16 protein-coding genes are annotated in these 17,438 nt (G+C 54.0%); 12 read left to right on the top strand and 4 right to left on the bottom strand.

From position 1 onward, the window contains the following. The first annotated feature begins 50 nt into the window (after positions 1-50). From R3C20_20240 to R3C20_20190, 11 genes are all read left to right on the top strand, one after another. Positions 51-194: a hypothetical protein gene (locus R3C20_20240; protein MEZ6042837.1), complete on the top strand. Its 144-nt coding sequence runs from the start codon at positions 51-53 to the stop codon at positions 192-194. Further along, the gene (locus R3C20_20235; protein ID MEZ6042836.1) at positions 191-595 is read left to right on the top strand and encodes a hypothetical protein; all 405 of its coding nucleotides are present in this window, start codon (positions 191-193) and stop codon (positions 593-595) included. The genes R3C20_20240 and R3C20_20235 overlap by 4 nt, the downstream gene beginning before the upstream one ends. A gap of 154 nt (positions 596-749) precedes the next feature. Beyond that, complete coding sequence (locus R3C20_20230; GenBank protein ID MEZ6042835.1) at positions 750-2,033, top strand: alkaline phosphatase family protein; 1,284 nt, start codon at positions 750-752, stop codon at positions 2,031-2,033. Positions 2,034-2,159: 126 nt separating this feature from the next. Further along, positions 2,160-3,638, top strand: a complete 1,479-nt coding sequence (locus tag R3C20_20225; protein MEZ6042834.1) for an NAD-dependent epimerase/dehydratase family protein — start codon at positions 2,160-2,162, stop codon at positions 3,636-3,638. A 93-nt stretch (positions 3,639-3,731) separates the two neighbouring features. Continuing rightward, the gene (locus tag R3C20_20220) at positions 3,732-4,682 is read left to right on the top strand and encodes a thioredoxin domain-containing protein (protein ID MEZ6042833.1); all 951 of its coding nucleotides are present in this window, start codon (positions 3,732-3,734) and stop codon (positions 4,680-4,682) included. 113 nt (positions 4,683-4,795) lie between these two features. Next, positions 4,796-5,899 (top strand): SDR family NAD(P)-dependent oxidoreductase, encoded by a 1,104-nt coding sequence (locus R3C20_20215; GenBank protein ID MEZ6042832.1) that lies wholly within the window; start codon positions 4,796-4,798, stop codon positions 5,897-5,899. 61 nt (positions 5,900-5,960) lie between these two features. Further along, the gene (locus R3C20_20210; GenBank protein ID MEZ6042831.1) at positions 5,961-6,722 is read left to right on the top strand and encodes a class I SAM-dependent methyltransferase; all 762 of its coding nucleotides are present in this window, start codon (positions 5,961-5,963) and stop codon (positions 6,720-6,722) included. Between the two features lie 193 nt (positions 6,723-6,915). Beyond that, positions 6,916-7,869 (top strand): sulfotransferase, encoded by a 954-nt coding sequence (locus R3C20_20205; protein MEZ6042830.1) that lies wholly within the window; start codon positions 6,916-6,918, stop codon positions 7,867-7,869. 12 nt (positions 7,870-7,881) lie between these two features. After that, complete coding sequence (locus R3C20_20200; GenBank protein ID MEZ6042829.1) at positions 7,882-9,369, top strand: hypothetical protein; 1,488 nt, start codon at positions 7,882-7,884, stop codon at positions 9,367-9,369. Next, positions 9,369-10,745 carry a hypothetical protein gene (locus tag R3C20_20195; GenBank protein MEZ6042828.1) on the top strand — a complete coding sequence of 459 codons (1,377 nt, stop codon included), beginning with the start codon at positions 9,369-9,371 and terminating at the stop codon, positions 10,743-10,745. The genes R3C20_20200 and R3C20_20195 overlap by 1 nt, the downstream gene beginning before the upstream one ends. Positions 10,746-10,777: 32 nt before the next feature. Next, entirely contained in the window at positions 10,778-12,028 is a 1,251-nt protein-coding gene (locus tag R3C20_20190) for a DegT/DnrJ/EryC1/StrS family aminotransferase (GenBank protein MEZ6042827.1), read from the top strand. 41 nt (positions 12,029-12,069) lie between these two features. Here R3C20_20190 and R3C20_20185 read toward each other — a convergent pair whose 3' ends face one another. The 4 genes from R3C20_20185 to R3C20_20170 all read right to left on the bottom strand — a co-directional run bounded on the left by R3C20_20185 (position 12,070) and on the right by R3C20_20170 (position 16,527). Next, the gene (locus R3C20_20185; GenBank protein ID MEZ6042826.1) at positions 12,070-13,260 is read right to left on the bottom strand and encodes an aldose 1-epimerase family protein; all 1,191 of its coding nucleotides are present in this window, start codon (positions 13,258-13,260) and stop codon (positions 12,070-12,072) included. 140 nt (positions 13,261-13,400) lie between these two features. Then, positions 13,401-13,703 (bottom strand): zinc ribbon domain-containing protein, encoded by a 303-nt coding sequence (locus tag R3C20_20180; protein ID MEZ6042825.1) that lies wholly within the window; start codon positions 13,701-13,703, stop codon positions 13,401-13,403. 76 nt (positions 13,704-13,779) lie between these two features. Next, positions 13,780-15,042 (bottom strand): ribosome small subunit-dependent GTPase A, encoded by a 1,263-nt coding sequence (gene rsgA, locus R3C20_20175; protein ID MEZ6042824.1) that lies wholly within the window; start codon positions 15,040-15,042, stop codon positions 13,780-13,782. Positions 15,043-15,057: 15 nt separating this feature from the next. Next, positions 15,058-16,527 carry a DUF1501 domain-containing protein gene (locus R3C20_20170; protein MEZ6042823.1) on the bottom strand — a complete coding sequence of 490 codons (1,470 nt, stop codon included), beginning with the start codon at positions 16,525-16,527 and terminating at the stop codon, positions 15,058-15,060. Between the two features lie 449 nt (positions 16,528-16,976). Between R3C20_20170 and R3C20_20165 the strand changes: the two genes are divergently transcribed. Continuing rightward, positions 16,977-17,360, top strand: coding sequence for a hypothetical protein (locus R3C20_20165; GenBank protein ID MEZ6042822.1), 384 nt, complete (start codon positions 16,977-16,979; stop codon positions 17,358-17,360). Positions 17,361-17,438: the final 78 nt, after the last annotated feature.

Here is a 17,438-nt window from a genome sequence, read left to right as displayed (position 1 = left end):
CGGCCATATGAAGGTTCGCCAAAGATGGCGTTTTTTGCCGGTTGAAATCCGTGTTGTGCGATTTCGGCGACATCGCTAAAGTTCGCGACCAGAATTCGGCGGAATCGGCTGGTGAATCCATTCGTCCCGTCGCACATGTGCAGGATGCACATGATTCATTGCACGACTTCAATCATGGATGGTTGCTGACATGACAACGCAATGTACATCAACTGCCGACGCAATCAGCGGGGTTCTTCTTGCCGGCGATCTCGTCCTGAATCTCTCGCCGCAGCCGCTGAACACAACATCGAATACTCGACATCTGACGGTTCAGAACGACTGCCTGACGGCGGGAACCACTGGCGGGACGGTCGCCTGGGAGGATGAGTACGCCGATGCCATTTGCGCACTGCTGAGCAGTCAGGATGCTCGTATCGTTGTGGTTTCTCAGGAGTCCGACGCGACGGCCCTGCTCGTCATGCAGGAACTCACCAATCGCTCTGTTCCCTGTACCCACTGCGTGCTGGCCGCAGATTGTGAATCCGATTCGTACATGGACGAAGAAGATGCCGAAGCCGTCGCCGAACGCCTGCGACAGTTGGGCTATCTGTGATCAGGCCCTTTGTGGGCTGTTGACTGTGGCGCTGCTATTGTTGCGGTGCTGCTGAGGCTGTGGTGATTTCGAAGCTTGTGTGGCTAACCTCTCCTGTTCTCCTCTGGATACTAATCATCAGATCCTGACCACTGGATATCGAAAACCATTCGCTATGAATCTTTTTCTGCTTGGAATCGATGGACTGCCGCGATGGATGTGGCGGGAATTTGCTGACAGTGGTGTGATGCCCAACAGCAAGCCTCTGCTGGATTCAGGGACACTGGTCCCGATGAAGTCCGCGCTGCCGGAAGTTTCATCTGCAGCGTGGGCGTCGATCGTCACAGGGGAAAATTCGGGCGGTCACAATGTCTATGGCTTTACCGACCTGATGGATGGCAGCTACACCCTGGGATTTACGTCATCGCGAACATTCCGCGCCAAACCGTTCTGGGCTCGCGAGGGGGCAGGTCCTTCCCTGATCATGAATGTCCCGCAAACGTATCCGGCCCAGGCAATGAACGGCATGCTGGTCAGTGGCTTTGTAGCTCTTGATCTGAAGCGAGCCGTTCATCCGCCCGAACAACTCGACTGGTTGCAGAGCATCGATTATGCGGTTGATGCCGACATGTCTCTGGTCGCGAAAGGCAAGCAGGTCTTCGTCGAGGAACTGCGTCGAGTCATGGATGCTCGCTGCACCGCCCTGCATCATCACTGGGATCGCGACGACTGGCAGAACATCATGTTTGTGTTCACTGGTACCGATCGCCTCAATCACTACCTGTGGGAAGACTACGAAGACAGCTCATCACCGTTCCATCAGATGTTTCTGGATTTCTATCACGAAGTAGATCGGCAGATTGGCCTGATTGTGGATCGCCTGAGCGATGATGTCACACTGGCTGCCGTGTCTGATCATGGATTTGCTCGCCAGGGGTGCAGCATCAATGTGAACTGTCTTCTGGCGGAATCCGGCTACCTGACGCTGAAGCCATCGGATCGTCCATCGTATATCGACATGCTGCCGGAAACCAAAGCGTTTGCGATGGATCCCGGACGTATCTACCTGCATCGGGAAGGTCGCTATCCCAAGGGTGGCGTAACGGCGGAAGAGGCCGAGTCGTTGATGCAGCAATTGACTCAGTTCTTTTTAAACGTCGAAGTTGACGGTCAGAAAATCGCCAGTGAAGTTCATCGCGGCAAAGACGTTTACAGCGGGCCGTTCGCTCACCGCGCTCCGGATCTGGTCGTGATGCCAGCGGGAGATGTAGCACTATCTGGTCGTATGAATCTGTCCGATCTGATTGAACCTACTGCAATTAACGGCAAACACACATATGTGGAATCATCGTTCTTTGTCCGAGGCACCAGTCTCGGTCAGATTCCGTCAGACATGAAAGTTGAAAACGTGCTGGATGTCATTCTGCCAGTTCAACAGCAAATGAGAAAAGCGGCCTAGAAGATCGGTGTTCGGCAAATACGGTCGTGATGGGGGCCGCGGACGAATCGCTTGCGATTCAATTGAGTGTGCCCTGCAGACATGTCGTGAGAATTGCGATTTAGACACGGAAATGGACTTCCTGAAATGACTGAAAATTCCTGCCACAACGCGAATCACACCTGCTGGAGCTGTCCAGCCGTTGAATTTAAGGGCCACGTCGACTTCCGTGCCTGTGGTCAGGCTGCGTTCCGCAAGGCCGCGCAGGGGCAGCTGGTTGTCGAATGCAAGCGGCGACCGGAAATTGGTTACTTCGATCCCATGTCCATCACGTATGGAACATGCAGTGAATGGAAGCAGACCGATAACGGCTACCTGCTGGACGGCATGCGGGTGATGATCCTTGGAATGGATGGTTATCTGGGCTGGCCGCTTGCGCTGAGGCTGGCAAAGCTCGGATGCAAAGTCTACGGCATCGACAACATGCTGCGTCGCAAGCTGGTTGAAGAACGCGGCGCGCACTCAGTAACTCCAATTCAGTCGATGGAGGATCGCATTGCTGCCGCAAAGGCCGAGCTGGGAGTGGAGATCGACTTCCGCGAAATCGACCTGATGGATCGTGACGCTCTGTTTGCCTACATCAAAGAAGTGCAGCCCGAATCGATCGTCCAGTTCGCTGAAATCCCCAGCGCACCATACAGCATGGCCGACGTTGACAAGGCCGTGAACACGATTCAGAACAATGTCGTTGGTACACTGGGCCTGTTGTTCGGCGTCCGGGATCACGCACCCGATGCATCCATCATCAAGCTTGGCACGATGGGTGAATACGGCAGCCCGCTGACCGGTCGTCCTTTGTTTGAAGGGCTGTTTCCCGGTGACGCTGTGCTTCAGTATCAGGGACAGGAATGGAGTCTTGGCGGTGAACTGACACCACGCGATCCCGTGAGCTTTTATCACGTCAGCAAGGTGCAGGGCACGTTCAGCGTTTATGAAGCCTGCAAATACTGGTGGCTCCGAAGCTATGACGTGATGCAGGGCGTAATCTATGGAAACTATTCCGATGAACTTGCCGTCAGCCCGGCATTAAACACACGCTTCGACATCGACGAATGGTGGGGCACGGTTGTGAATCGTTTTGTGGCTCAGGCTGTCATTGGTATGCCTCTGACGATTTATGGAAGTGGCAATCAACAGCGAGGCTACATCACGTTGCGAGACGCGATGCAGTGTATCACCCGGCTGATTGCCGCGCCGCCGGAACCCGGTCAATACGATGTCGTCAACCAGGTGACGGACGTTTTCAGCGTGATGCAGATCGCAAAGATGGTGGCGTCGCTCGGGCAGGAGTTCGGTCTGGATGTGGAAGTTCAGCGAATCGAAAATCCCCGCGTCGAAGCCGAAGAACATCCGTATGAAGTGATTCACGAAAAGCTGTCGGACAACTTTGGCTTTCAGTCCGAATCGTCATTTGCTGAAGAGGTACGACACCTGTTCAAAGTGCTGATGCAGGCTGAAAACCGAGACCGAATCCTCAAACAACGCGACACGCTGTTCCCCAGAACCAAATGGTCGGGAGAACACGGCAAACTAGCCGTATTGGAAACCTGGAAACCGGCCGCATAACGGCGAATCGAAAACAGCTGCGGGAGTCGTTGGTATAGACCGGCCCCCGACGTTTGACAACAACCCCCACACACGAAACCCCGGGAGCACACCATGGAACTTCGCGATTCTGATTTCGACGATCTGGTGCTGAACAACGACCGCCCGGTATTGGTGGATTTCTGGGCTTCGTGGTGTCCGCCATGCAAAATGATGCAGCCGGTCGTCGATAAGCTCAGCAACAAGGTCATTGACTGGGCCGATGTTTATTCGGTCAACATCGATCGCTGCCCCGGTCTCGCCGGCGAATACAACATCAGCGGCGTGCCAACCTTTGTGAGCTTTGCCGATGGAAAAGCCATCGACCGCAAAACGGGTGCACTGACCGAAGGTCAGCTTATCAACCTGCTGAATGCAGCCAGAGATGCCATGCCGGCTGATGAAGATGATGTGGAAGCAGACCCACTGGAAACGCTTCCCGTAAATTCAGGCCTGCAGCGGTCGTACATCACCATTGTGTCCGGTCTTCCCAGGTCGGGCACCTCCATGATGATGCGCATGCTGGAGGCAGGCGGCATCCCGGCCCTGACCGATAAAGAGCGGATAGCAGACGAGGATAACCCCAACGGCTACTACGAATTTGAGGACGTGAAGAGCATCGAAAGCTACGGGCAATGGATTGAAGGTGCTCCCGGATCGTCCGTCAAAATGGTCTACAGCTTGCTAAAGCATCTGCCCGCCGATCGCGAGTATCGCGTGGTATTTATGAGGCGACATACGGACGAGATTCTGCAGTCGCAAAAGAAGATGCTGGAACGCAACGGAATCGAAACGGACATCCCGGATGACGTCATGAAGGCCATGTTCGAACGAGAATTGAATCAGTTTTACGCCTGGTTGCCCTCCCAGTCTCATTTCAAACTGATCAACGTCAGCTACAACGAACTGCTGGCAAGTCCCATGGCAGTCATCGGCAGGATTAATCACCATTTCGACGACACGCTGAAGACAGACGCCATGCAGGCCATGGTAGACCAGAACCTGTACCGCCATCGCGCTGCCTGATGGCTTTTCCTTTCCGACGCATCATTTCGTCTTTGCCCTGAATCACTTCGACATTCTCTTCCTTGTTCAGCTGACCTCCTCGCTCAACAGCCACTCTCTGATCTGGACTCTCTATGTCATTCTTCACCAATAAAACCATTCTGGTCACCGGCGGTTGCGGAACTGTGGGGCGAGAAATTGTGCGGCAACTGCTGGAACACGGGCCCAAAGAGCTGCGAGTAATTGACAGCAATGAATCAGAAATCTTCTTTCTTGAGCAGGAGCTGATTCAGCACGCAAAACAGAACCCATCGCCGAGAATCACCAGTCATTGCCAGGTCGGAGATATACGCGATGCTGACAAACTAACCATGATGTGCGAAGGCGTGGACATCGTGCTGCACACTGCCGCGCTGAAGCACGTGATTCTTTGCGAGCGAGCTCCCTTTGACGCTGTGCAGACCAACATCATGGGCGTTCGCAACGTTATCCAGGCCGCTCTGGCGTGCAATGTCGAACGAGTCATCTTTACGAGCTCCGACAAGGCCGTAAACCCAACCAACGTGATGGGCACATCGAAGCTGATGGGCGAACGGCTGATCACAGCGGCCAACAGTCTGAAGATGAGCCGTCGAACGATTTTCAGTTCGACACGCTTCGGCAACGTGCTGGGGTCACGTGGCTCAGTCATCCCCATCTTTGCACGACAGATTGAACAGGGTGGGCCGGTCACGCTGACCGACCGGAGAATGACACGATTCATCATGACGCTCGAAGAGAGTTGTCGTCTGGTTCTGTCAGCTGCTGAGAAGGCCAGAGGGGGCGAAGTCTTCGTCACAAAAATGCCGGTAATTCAAATTGTCGATCTGGCCCGAGTCATGATCGATGAGCTGGCCGATCAGCATGGCTACAATCCGCTCAGCATGGCGATCACAGAAATCGGCTCCAAGCCAGGAGAAAAGCTGTATGAAGAGCTGATGAGTGATGAGGAGACTCGTCGCACTGTTGAGCTGGAAGAGATGTTTGCCGTGATGCCTGCCTTCCGCAGTGTCTATGAAGACATTGCTTATGACTACGCAGATATCATCAACGCGAATGTAACGGATCCCTATATCAGCTGCCCGGCCAACTCGATGTCGATCGAATCACTCCGAAACTATTGCGAATCAAACTCGCTGCTGCGTCCATGGCAGAAGAATCCTCAGACTCCGGGTCTCACAATTCGTCGCGCTGCCTGAAGTGGACCAATCTTCCAGTTGTCTCATACGGAATTCAGATATTCTGAACGAAATGAATGCGATGAAAAAACAATACACTCGAGCGCCACAGCGGAAGGTTTGGCTGACGCTCATCGATCCGCTCAAACGTCTGCTGACTGTCTTCGGTCGCGTTCTCCCGGCTGCTGTCATCAGAAATCTGGTCTCCATGACCATGTATCTGCAGCTTGGGAAATGGGCGAAGAATCACGGTTTTGAATTCAGCTTTCGCTCACGAAATCGCGACGACGTCTTTCGGTTCGTGTCTGAGAAACTCAAGAATGAAAAGGCTGTCTATCTGGAGTTTGGCGTGTTCGAAGGGAACAGCATGCGATTCTGGTCGGATCATCTGCTGAATCCGGAATCGCAACTGCACGGTTTTGACAGTTTCGAAGGGCTTCCAGAAGCAGGAGGCCTGTGGTTTAAAGGCGAATTCGATGTTGGTGGAAAGATACCTGCGATTGATGACCCCCGTGTGAAGTTTCACAAGGGTTGGTTTGATCAGGTACTGCCGGGTTTCAAAATGCCGGAACACGACGTGCTGATCATCAATATTGATGCTGATCTGTATTCATCCACGATTTTTGTTCTTCAGCAGCTGAAAGACTATATCAGGCCGGGCACTTACCTTTTCTTCGATGACCTTGCGGCCTTCGATCATGAGCCACGTGCTATCACGGAGTTTCTGCAGGAAACAGGAATGAAATGGCGCGGCGTCAGTGCACATGTTTCCCTGAATCATGCGTTTTTTGAATGTGTTGCAATGGCTGAGCCTGTCACCTCTGAACTGAGAATTGCCGGTTAGTGGACCTCCAGCGGTCAGCCATTTCAGGGAAGAGCGTTTGGATTCCTGATCCATTGTTTGGTGTGGCGACATGCACGGTCAGGCTTCCTGACGACGTCTCCGACGTGTTGTTTCAGATAGCCAAATGACAGGTAATACAAGGTAAGACATCGAGTTTGCAATTCTTGCGGCAGAATGGCCAGGGATAGACGTAATGGCGTGGCAGCCTGACATTATAGGCATCGGGGCAGAGAAGAGTGCGACGACGTGGGCATGGTCCATGCTCAACCAGCATTCTGAAATGTGCATGAGTCAGCCGAAAGAACTGAACTTCTTCAACACAAACTTCGATCGCGGAACAGAGTGGTATCGATCGTGTTTTCGATATGACGCTGCGACACAAAAGTGTGGTGAAATTTCCCCGTTGTATATGGACAGTCCGCAGGCCGCACAGCGAATCGCCTCTGCCTGCCCGCAGAGCCGAATTCTCGTGATGCTGAGAAACCCGTTCACGAGAACGATTTCACATCTCTTTCACGACGCGCAGAACCTTCTGGGCGGAGTGACTTATGTCACTCCGGAGGCAATGAAGGAGTTCGCCGCGAAGGACGACAAGTACCTTCGTCGCAGTCAGTATGGCCGACAATTACAGCCCTTCTTTGACCATTTTGATGTATCGCAGATTGGTGTGTTCTTCTTTGAAGACATTGCTGCAGATAGTTTGGGTACTGTATCGGCACTCTATCGTTTTGCCGGAATCGATAGCGCGTTTGTACCCGAAGGTCACTGCGAGAAAGTGAATGCGTCATCTGATTTCCGCTTTGCTGGCTTCACTCGCGTGCTGATGCGAGCTTCACAGATGGCTCGATCATTCCCCCTGACCCGTCAGTTGATGGAATGGACTTATCACCATACGAAACTCCGCGAGCGAATCATCGACGCGTTGTCAGTGGACAGAGGACGGCCGGAGATCGTGTTCGAAGACGTTTTCAGCAGCGACACGACCGACATGATCTACAGAGATCTCGAATTGCTGGATCGATTGCTTCCAAATGGATGCCCGGAATCCTGGGAGGGTCTGTCTCCGGCGATTGAACGCAGTAACGCCCCTGTCCAGACAGGTATCGAACTGACAACCGCCCGTGAATCTCATCGCTCAGCGGCTTAACTGGTGATCTCAATGCAGACGGCAGCTATCCCGAGTCCGGTATCCTTTGATCCGATCGCCCACGCAGCAATTCAGTCTGCTCGCCTGACAGAAGCAGTCAAGGGCATCCTTCTGTGCAGCGCCTATTATGCGGTCGCGCATCTGCGATTGTTTTCGGTGATGGACGGAGCCATCTTTCTGGCAGCAGCATCATTGCTTCTGCCAGCATGGCGACCCTATTTGTTGCTCATTGGGTTCTCCGTTCAGGATGCGCGTGGACAGATTGTTCCGTTTGACTACGCAGCTGTCGCTGCCATGTCGGGACTATTGATGCTGTCTGCCGCAATCAGTGGATCAGAGATTCCATTGACACGCGGCCTGAGACACTACCGGCACCTTGTGCTGATGGGGATCTTGCTGGTCGGGTACGGACTAGTCACCTCAACGGTGAATCACACAATGGGTATCCGGACGCAGTTCGAAAGTCGGCCGTACTATATTGTCTGCATCCTGATGGCCAGCATGATTTTCACGGCATGGCTCGCCACCAGACAGATGTATATGGATGCATTCGGAAGTACACGAATTAAAGTTGTTGCGGTTTGCATTCTGATACATATCTTCTTCATCGCGATCATGCAGTTTCGCTTTGGCCCTGCGTTTGCCGCCTCTCCTCAGGGCATGGCAGAAATCATCAAGCAGGACCAGGCATCGAACCCCGGTGTGCGGGGCGTTGCCAGATTGACTGGCCCGTTCCTTTCACCCAACGCCCTGGCAAGTGTACCGGCATTTTACATGCTGATGCTGTTGGGAGCTCGAAGAGCCAGAGAACTCTCAATGCTTTTCGTTGCCGGATTCTTTGTAACAGGCATCACTGCTGCTGCACTCGGAGCAGCCAGAACCATGTTTGTATATTACCTGGCCGCTGCAGCTGCCATGACGTGGACGCGTTCCCCGTCAAAGACCATGCTGGCGATGTTTCTTGCCCTGCCGATGGTACTGCTGGTCAATTTTGATGTCGACGGAATCATGACCGTAATGCGACTCAAGAACCTTAACAGTCTCGGTGCCCGTGGTGAGTTGTGGCAGTGTGCCATTGACAATCTGGGCTGGGCGGAATGCCTGTTCGGAATGGGTGTCTCTCATTTTCCGAATATGTATTATGCCGGACTGGGGCATCCTTCAACGGATCCCCACACCTGGATACTTTCGATGATTGGGATGTTTGGGATTTCCGGAGTGATTGTTTACCTGCTCATCTGCTGGCGGATTTATCGGTTTAGTCGAACGCAAGCCGCAAGCAGAGCCGCGATGGGAGTTGCGTTAGCCGTTTTCCTGTTTGGCCGAGAGCTGGGGAATACTCAATATCTGTTCAACCATCACCCTCTTTGCTGTCTGTACTGGACATGTATCGGTTTCGTTTTTGTACGGCCGGGAGAGTTCTTTGAATCGAGGGATGACGTTGACTACCCTGTTCGAATGAATGATGGTTATTCAGCACCTCTTCCGGGAGGCTCGTAATGAGCACAGTTGCCGGAAGTCCATCACTGCCAGGTGCTCAATCAACGAGCGAAGTGGCGAAACCTGTCCGACAATTTCGCAGAAATGTTCTCAGCAGCGCCGGAGGGAATGTTGTCAATATTGTGCTGCAGCTTGGCTTGCTGTATCTGCTGCACGAAACGCTGACGACAGCCGCGTACGCGATGATGCTGACGGCGACGGCTCTGATTGGTGTCAGCGAAATGGCCTCGGACTACGGTTCGCGTCTCTGGGCCACACGCGAGTTCTCTTTTACAGCGCGACCAGTGAGAATCCTTCGGCTTTCAGCCTGGTGTAAGGTATTCTACACGATCGTTTCGGCAGCAGTTCTGACGTTGCTGCCGTTAAACAACCTGACCCTTCCCATCGCATTGCTGTGTTTCGCCATTGCGTCCACGCAGCCATCGACTGATCCGTTTCTCTGGTACCTGCGCGGGCGTGAACGCCTGGATGTTGAAGCAGCGATCATGCTGGTTTCACGCACGCTTGCGGTGACTGGCATGGCGCTGGCGGCCTGGATGCAGATGAGCATACCGTGGTTGCTGACGATCTGGCTGTTGACAAACATCGGCCGGATGGGTTTCGAAGCAACGCTTTCCTGTGTCCGCCCTGTGTTTGGTGATGGGACAGCGGAAGAAGCCGCCGACGATCGTGGACGATCAATGAGCTCTGTATCAGTCGTTCTGCGTGAAGTTTTTCCGGTCGGCACGACATTATTTCTGACCAGCCTGTTTCAGCGGATTGGCGTTTTGTTGTTGAGCATATTTGCAACGGATCTGGATGTGAGTGTCTTTGGCACCGCATTTCGTCTCGTTTCGACTGCCGGATTTCTTTCAACCAGCATGTTCGTGTCTTCGTTTGCGGCGCTGGTACGGGCCATTGAAATCAACGATGTCCGGAGCGTCGGCAGGATCGTTCGGCGTGAGATGCATCTGGTTTCTCTGGTTTTTGTGCCTGCCTGTCTGCTCGGAATTCTTTTCTGCATTCCCCTGACCCGAGCGTTACTGCCTGCGGACATGCTGCCCGTTGCGCAGGCCATGGTGATTCTCTGTCCGGGACTCTATTTGTCGTGCATTAACATGGGAATGAAGTATACGGTCAATGCCTGGTCGCTGAACTGGCCTGACGTCGTGGCAGTCGTGATTGGGATCCTCATTTTTGCCGATTCAATCTGGATGTTCAGCCACATTTCGTGGTCCGTCGGTGCTGCGATTGGTTGGGGCGCCGGAGAAGGCGGAGTTCTGTTGTTACGGATCGCTCTGCTGCGGTATGCCGGTAAGCCATCCGGTGTCCCAGTCGCCTCGATACTGATGTCGACCTGTGTTCTGGTCGTTGCTGCATTCTGGGCGATCCACTAAGCACACCAATCACACCATTGAAGGGCTACAACATGATTCCACGTCACCGTCCTTCATTTGGAATGGGGCACCTTGTATACCAGTTTCTGCTCGGCATGTTTCCTGCAAAAATTGAAGCGGCAGAGGAGATCTGGGCAACACGGCTGAAGGTTCCACACGCCATCTGGGTACCATCCGGTCGTTATGCAATCTGCCGCAGCCTTGAATTTGCCACTTCAGATGAATGCACAGTCTACACGCCCGCATTCACGTGCGGTGTCGTTCGCGAAGCGGTTCGTCGCAGCGGTCGACGGCTGAAGCTGATGGATAGTGAGCAGAATGGCCTGCTGATGTCGGGAAACGCCGATCGTTCTGCAACAAGGCATGACGCCGTCATTCTTTCTGAGGTGTACGGGCTTCGCTATTCAGACAGCGACTTGCCGACGGCGCTGATCGACGCCGGAATGCGAATCTTTGACATGGCGATGAGTGTCCCCACGCAGAATGATATGCAAAGACTACGCAAATCTGATGTTGCCATCGTCAGCTTTGGCCTTGGCAAGCCATTGTATGCCGGTTGGGGCGGACTGCTGTTAACTCACGATCAGCAAATGGCAGACTGGATGAGAGCCCAACGGTGTATCGATTTGGCCCCGAAGCGACTTGTACGCAGCATTCGACAGAACGCAGAACTGCTGCTTCGATCGGCTGCACACGTGCCGGCATGTTATGCCCTGATTCGGACACTCCAGGATCGCCTTCGCCGCGGAAGTTCTCCCGTCATCGCTGATGGGAACTCAGCGGACGATCAACTCCCGCCGATGTCTCGTGACTGGTCTCATGGTCCAACCTCCCTTCATCTGACACTCGCCAGCAACCTGGCTCGCGGCACTGACAGAATCATCTCTCAGCGGCGGCAGCTCTTCAGATCATACGAAACGCTTCTGTTTCCGGACTCCAGTGTACCGGTACCTGACGCGGCGTTCAGCCATTATCCGATCCGCGTGCCAGGTCTGCATCGAGATACATTGAGAGCTGAACTATGGGAAAACGGGATCGACACCGCGACACTATTTGAGTTTCCACGGGGCGAACGACCAGAGTCGTTTCCCAATGCTCATCGACATTCGCACGAGATTCTTGCGCTGCCTCTCTGGAATAGCCTGCCGGTTCAGGCGATCGCTACTGCATGCAGGGTGATTCGCGACTTCTGTTTAAAGAACCAGATCAGCATCTCACCTTTTCACTGGCCCGGTGAAATCGAGAGCGATCGAAAACTGGTCGACCGACAATCTGCGGCATAGCGAATCAGGGATTCTCGCGCCGAGACTCTCGGTTAATCTTATCAGGGGCTCCATTCAGCTTTTGGCTCCGAATGAACCGTGCGAGGAGTTGCTACCTGCAGTGTCGTGACTTCGTCGACAAGCTGTCGGACTCGTTTTCGATCGGCAGCGGCTTCAAAGCTCAATCGAAACGTGACCGAATGATGCGGAGCCAGTTGGATGACACGGCCATTCTCCCGTTCCACCGAGCGAAGATTCGGAAAACTGCTGGCCGGCTCCAGACCTGTGCAGTATCCATCTTCCAGCGCCTGTGTATTCTTCCACAAAGCGAAATAGGGCAACGTTGCAGTGTCGTACCGCACACAGAACGCATGCTGCGCGTCTTCGTCCGTCAGCACTCCGATCCCCCAGCCATTGACATCTGCCGCCGCCGCACAGAAGTAGACCTGTTCCGCAAATCCGCGGCTTGGCCCTTCGTAGATATTCCACATGCTCAAGCCTTCCGCGGCTCGAGCGTCTCGGGGAGCAACTTCACTTGCCGCACCGTGGTAGACGGAACCTGCCGCAAGAAATGGTTCCCCAACGTTGCAGTGGTAAAGCATTTCGACTTCGGCCTGAGTGCTGCCGAGGTTGGTCACGGTATCTGCAATTTCGAATGAGTTGCTTCCTGTTACCGTCGACAGCACAGATGTCAGCCGCAGTCGCCCGCCGAATACACTTGTCTCATCAACAACCCCGGTCACGGTAATGAGGCCACGATCGTCTTCAGAGATCTCAACTGTGACCTGGTGAGCGGCCAGATTAGCGATCCGACCATGCAGCGGAAGGAATTGCTCGGACACGACGCTACCATCCGGGTTTCTAACAATGTCGGTGCCGGGGGCTCCATGCCATCCGAGACCACAGCGGCAAATCAATTCGTTGAAACCATCCAGCCAGCCTATACCACCTCGTCTCGACTGATCCACGAATGATGGATGCACAGGCATTTCGACAGGAGAATTCCATTGCAGCGGGATTCCATCGACTTCTCCGCGCCAGACGCCCATGCCGCGTGTTGGCAGAATCCACAATGTCATTCGACCGTTGTTCAGCGTGATCACATCGACGCCATCGGACAAACCTCCGTGCATTCGATGCATCGAGACAGACCAACCTTCACCACTTTGCTGCAATACCGAGTGCGAGGCCGACGTGATTCGTGACTGGGTGTCGTGAATGCCCTGGCGGGTGTTAATCAGTTCGAATTTCATACGATACTCTGATGCAGTAACGGTGGTTGTTTCAGGAGCAGATGCATACGCAGCAGTCTGCTGGATGCTTTCGTCTTGTCCGCAGTTAAAACTGGGCGAAACGATTTCCCTGGCTGTGATTTTCCAGACAGGCGGCCATCTTAAAAGAAGAACGGCATGGCGCCGATGATCATGCTGATCACAAGTGCCAGGATCACCCAGGCAACGAATTTTCTTCCTGCCATGGCCGGAGCATCCGGATCCAGATGTTCTGGAAATTCTCTGGCAATGTAGTCGTCATATTCAAAGTCATCCTGGCCATAATCCGGTTCAGCAGAATCGTCGTGATTCCATCCGACACTGGCATCGGCGCCACAGTGCCGACAAAAGTGACTTCCCCCAGGCAGCATTTCGCCGCAGTGCAGGCATTCAAAATCCGGCTGACTGCGACGGGATTTGTTCATGCGTTCAAACTCGCTGAGGTCAAGGGTGGCCGTTCGGTTTGTTGAAACCGCCGGTTCAGAGTGAAACGAAATTGCATCAATCGGACTTCATGGCCTGCGCGGATCCTCGGGCGGGATTCTTCCAGAGAAAAATGTCTTCTTCCCGCAGCCGAAGATAACTTTGATATCGCGCTTCGCTGATCATTCGGGAGGCCACTGCCGTCTTCACAGCACAGTCGTTTTCGTGGATGTGACTACAGTCAGGAAATCGACAGTTCGCGATAAACGGACGAAATTCAATGAAGTAGCCATCGACTTCTTCGAGCGAGACATCCCAAAGTTCGAATTGCCTGATTCCGGGTGTATCCGCAACCCAGCCGCCGAATGAAAGTGTCATCAGTCGAGCCCGTCGCGTGGTATGTGTACCTTTGCCGGTCCAGTCGCTGACATCTGCCGTGCGGAGGTTCAGGTCGCCATCCACACAATTCAGCAGCGATGATTTGCCAACGCCACTCTGTCCGCTGACTGCTGTCTGGCGACCTTTCAGACAGCGTCGAAGCTGGTCTACTCCCTGTCTGTCCTTTGAACTGGAAAGGATCACCGGATACCCGATGCGGCCGTAGATGCGGACTGCATCCAGCAGAATATCCGGGTCAACCAGATCCACTTTGTTGATGCAGATCAGTGGCCGAACACCGTGGCGTTCTGCCACCACCAGATAACGATCGATCAGTTGTGGTTTGAAATCCGGATCAGCGGCGGACGCGACGATCAGGACCTGATCGATATTGGCGACAATCACGTGTTCGCGTCCCTGACTTCCCCGCGACAGGACGCCATGGCGCGGCTCGACACGTTCAATCACGCCCTGATAGCTGTCGCCTTCCTGACGAAACAGCACTCGGTCTCCTGTCACCACGACATTACGGCTGTCTCGGGCGAGTGATCGAAGAACCCCGCGGATCGTACATTCGTATTCCTCACCGGTCTCATTCTGCACGATGCAGTTCAGACCGATAAAACTGATCACCCGACCGCGCTGGCAGTCGGTTTCGTCCACGGATCGAATGATCTGATCACCTTCGACTTCAACGCCAACAACGGTTCGTCGACGAGAAACCTGATTACGTGAAGTGACGCGTTCCTCAGTGCTCGCGTCTTCGGCCAGTTCTTCGTCATTCAGCAGTTCGCTGGTGAGATTTTGCTGCCGGGCTTTGGCCTGTTTGTTTTTCTTCAGATCGACGCGAACTTTTTGTGGGCCTCGTCCAGATGGCCCACCTGATCCGGATTCATCGGAGACACTGCTTCGGCGTCCGTTGCTCGACGTTCTTCGTTTTCCCTTACGACCCTTTGCACACATGCGTTTTCGCGACTTTCAAAGAATTTCATGAACCACGCGACCATGCACGTCCGTCAAACGAAAGTCCCGGCCCGCCAGATGATACGTGAGTCGCTCATGATCCAGACCCAGACAATGCAGAATGGTTGCCTGTAAATCGTGCACATCGACGGGATTTTCAGTGATGTGGAATCCAAATTCATCGGTCGCACCCAGCGTCATGCCCGGTTGAACGCCACCGCCAGCCAGCCAGACGGTAAATGCCTGCGGATGATGGTCCCTCCCAAGTGCCCGACCGAGAGCCGGGTTGGATTCGACCATCGGCGTTCGTCCGAATTCTCCGCCCCAGACCACCAGTGTTTCGTCGAGCATTCCCAGTTGTTTCAGATCCCGCACAAGAGCCGCTGAGGCCTGATCGGTGGCATTGCAGTTGTTCTGCACATTGCCTTTCACGTTGCTGTGCGCGTCCCAGCCACTATGAATGATACTCACGCAGCGCACACCGCGCTGAACCATACGGCGTGCCAGCAGGCAGGCTCGCGCAAAGTTCGGCTTTGCAGGATCACAGCCATAAAGATCGAGCGTTTCTTTGGTTTCGTTGCTGAAGTCCATCAATTCAGGAGCCGAAACCTGAAGGCGCGCAGCCATTTCAAACGACGCGATCCGTGTAGCAATTTCGGGATCTGCCAACGCTTCAAGACGCCGTCGGTTCATCCGATTGATCAGATCATAAGTGTCGTCCTGCAGTCCATCGGAAACACCCGGAGGACTTGTGACATCCAGGATAGGGTCGCCCTGGCTGCGAAACTGAATTCCTGTGTAAACTGTTGGCAGAAATCCGCTGGACCAAAGTGCCGTTCCGCCGCTGATACCCGCCCCGGTGCTCATGACGACAAACGCGGGCAGGTCGCGTGTTTCCGATCCAAGACCGTACAGCAGCCATGATCCCAGACTTGGACGCCCGGGTTGGGAAAACCCAGTGTTCATGTAAATCTGTGCTGGAGCGTGATTGAACTGCGTTGTGTGCATCGACCGGATCAGACAAATGTCGTCCGCAATGGAAGCCAGGTTCGGCATTGCGGAGGAAATTTCTGCTCCACATTCGCCATGTCGACCAAATTCAAATTGGGGTCCCAGAACCGCCGCATCCGGCTGGATGAATGCGTAACGCTGCCCCCCAATGACCGAAGGAGGCAAAGGCTTACCGGAAAGCTCCGTCAGCAGTGGTTTGTTGTCGAACAGTTCCAGTTGACTGGGGGCGCCCGCCATGAGCAGATGGATAACCGCTCTGGCCTTTCCGGGATAATGAGGCTGTTTCACGGACAACGGATCATTGGACTGAGACGCCGCTGCCTGGGAAGAGTCAGCTGCAACAGCCGACCCGGACAGCAGGTCCGACAGTGCAGCGATACCCGTCAGAGATGCTGCACCGCCCCCAGCACGACTCAGGAAATGGCGACGACGCAATTCTGTCAGCAGTGATGGGTGATGTGCCGCCTTCCTCATGGATTCCGCCTGTGTTCTCGCAAAGGTTCTCCGCCGTTGATGGCAGTTTGTTTCTGCCCGGATTTCAAACCATCTTCGCTTAGTTTGACCGTCACGACAATGGTCAGCCGGAATTCGAACGCGGAACGGCTGGCGGTGATCCAGACGGTCCTGCGTTCAGCTGTCCGTTGAAAAACCGGGATAGGCACGCAGGACGAACAGGAACCGTCGGTTTCAAGGTTTCCTGCTCGAGCCCGTGCCGTTGTTCAACAGGCTGTTATCGCCCCAATTCGCCAGCTAACGGCTCATCCCATTCAGCCGGCGTCTGCATTCAGTCCGTCGGGGATTGTGCGTCAGTCGACTCGAACTTGTGCCAGGTCTGACTGAATGGCAGAATCCTGCGTGCGATAGAACGGGACAAGAACGGTAAACATCCGAATCACTTCGGCAATGCTGAGCCTCATACAGTCATGAACACCAATCCCTTTCAACCTCCATCGACTTCGACGAACGCACCTCTCCACGGACCTGCTGTGCCTGTTCGATTTTCCGGCTGGGCAATCGCCGGTATGACAACGGCGGCAATTCTCGGCATCTTCTATTTGTTTGTGTTTGCCGCATCGATTTATGAATGTGCAACACTTGCGGCTCCGGGATTGAAATCCATTGGCTACGTTCGCGAAGGCGCACTGGCAGCCATCTTTGTGGTGCTGTGCTTCGTGACATTTTTGAATTTCGTTGCAGAGCGTCGTCGTGCCGTACTTTGGCTTTGCATCTGCCCCGTGCTACTGGTTGTCTTCATCTATCCCGGTACAAACGCTGTTTTCAGTTTCTTTGAAACATTGGTTTCGTGACAGACCATCGGTTTGATGTCCCTTTGATTCCGTCATCCTGGCTCCCGGAGATTGAGACTCAACATGAGGCCATACATT

The sequence above is a fragment of the Planctomycetaceae bacterium genome, assembly GCA_041398825.1.
In the GTDB taxonomy this organism is placed as follows: Bacteria; Planctomycetota; Planctomycetia; order Planctomycetales; family Planctomycetaceae; genus F1-80-MAGs062.
This window is presented reverse-complemented; position numbering and strand designations above follow the sequence as displayed.

Coding starts and splice junctions, on each gene's coding strand:
- R3C20_20200 (MEZ6042829.1), top strand. CDS start 7,882: ATGCAGACGGCAGCTATCCCGAGTCCGGTATCCTTTGATCCGATCGCC.
- R3C20_20220 (MEZ6042833.1), top strand. CDS start 3,732: ATGGAACTTCGCGATTCTGATTTCGACGATCTGGTGCTGAACAACGAC.
- R3C20_20210 (MEZ6042831.1), top strand. CDS start 5,961: ATGAAAAAACAATACACTCGAGCGCCACAGCGGAAGGTTTGGCTGACG.
- R3C20_20235 (MEZ6042836.1), top strand. CDS start 191: ATGACAACGCAATGTACATCAACTGCCGACGCAATCAGCGGGGTTCTT.
- R3C20_20215 (MEZ6042832.1), top strand. CDS start 4,796: ATGTCATTCTTCACCAATAAAACCATTCTGGTCACCGGCGGTTGCGGA.
- R3C20_20195 (MEZ6042828.1), top strand. CDS start 9,369: ATGAGCACAGTTGCCGGAAGTCCATCACTGCCAGGTGCTCAATCAACG.
- R3C20_20190 (MEZ6042827.1), top strand. CDS start 10,778: ATGATTCCACGTCACCGTCCTTCATTTGGAATGGGGCACCTTGTATAC.
- R3C20_20185 (MEZ6042826.1), bottom strand. CDS start 13,260: ATGAAATTCGAACTGATTAACACCCGCCAGGGCATTCACGACACCCAG.
- R3C20_20170 (MEZ6042823.1), bottom strand. CDS start 16,527: ATGAGGAAGGCGGCACATCACCCATCACTGCTGACAGAATTGCGTCGT.
- rsgA (MEZ6042824.1), bottom strand. CDS start 15,042: ATGTGTGCAAAGGGTCGTAAGGGAAAACGAAGAACGTCGAGCAACGGA.
- R3C20_20225 (MEZ6042834.1), top strand. CDS start 2,160: ATGACTGAAAATTCCTGCCACAACGCGAATCACACCTGCTGGAGCTGT.
- R3C20_20230 (MEZ6042835.1), top strand. CDS start 750: ATGAATCTTTTTCTGCTTGGAATCGATGGACTGCCGCGATGGATGTGG.
- R3C20_20205 (MEZ6042830.1), top strand. CDS start 6,916: ATGGCGTGGCAGCCTGACATTATAGGCATCGGGGCAGAGAAGAGTGCG.
- R3C20_20165 (MEZ6042822.1), top strand. CDS start 16,977: ATGAACACCAATCCCTTTCAACCTCCATCGACTTCGACGAACGCACCT.
- R3C20_20180 (MEZ6042825.1), bottom strand. CDS start 13,703: ATGAACAAATCCCGTCGCAGTCAGCCGGATTTTGAATGCCTGCACTGC.